The sequence below is a fragment of the Vibrio sp. 03_296 genome, assembly GCF_002265885.1.
In genome coordinates, this window is record NZ_NPKW01001368.1 from 1 (window position 1) to 597 (window position 597).

Annotated in this window: 3 tRNA genes; all 3 read right to left on the bottom strand. The window is 46.3% G+C overall.

Annotated elements, in window-relative coordinates:
• Nucleotides 1-131: 131 nt before the first annotated feature.
• Nucleotides 132-207: transfer RNA gene (locus tag CIK04_RS32345), tRNA-Asn, on the bottom strand.
• Between the two features lie 36 nt (nt 208-243).
• Nucleotides 244-319 (bottom strand) — tRNA-Phe (locus CIK04_RS32350).
• A 32-nt stretch (nt 320-351) separates the two neighbouring features.
• Nucleotides 352-442: transfer RNA gene (locus tag CIK04_RS32355), tRNA-Ser, on the bottom strand.
• Nucleotides 443-597 lie beyond the last annotated feature (155 nt).

Genomic DNA, 597 nt, shown 5'->3' on the forward strand with positions numbered 1-597 from the left:
CAGTCAGTGAAGAGCTGGTTGCATCAGGCGAGTCAGCTTACCAATCTTCACGGCACGATTTGCCCAACTTGAGTGAAGTCAAACGACAAAATAGCAAAAAGCCTCATCAAWTTGATGAGGCTTTTTAAATGTGGCTCCTCCTGCTGGGCTCGAACCAGCGACCTGCGGATTAACAGTCCGTCGCTCTACCGACTGAGCTAAGGAGGAACTATTCTGTTGTTGTATCTGGCACAACTTAATAAGTGGTGCCTCGAGGCGGAATCGAACCACCGACACGAGGATTTTCAATCCTCTGCTCTACCGACTGAGCTATCGAGGCAAATTGTTCAGCATCAGCTCAACAATGCAATGTGGCGGAGAGATAGGGATTTGAACCCTAGGTACGCTATTAACGTACGCCGGTTTTCAAGACCGGTGCTTTCAACCACTCAGCCATCTCTCCATGGGCCGAGATAATAGGGGGAAGCGTGGATGATGTAAAGTGGAAAAAGTTCAATCGCTTGATTTGTCGCCGTTTTATGTTTTGTTTGCTCTTGTTTTGCGCGCTTCGGTCTCTTTTTTATTCAATCTAATTCTTCCAAAACGAAAAATAAAAAG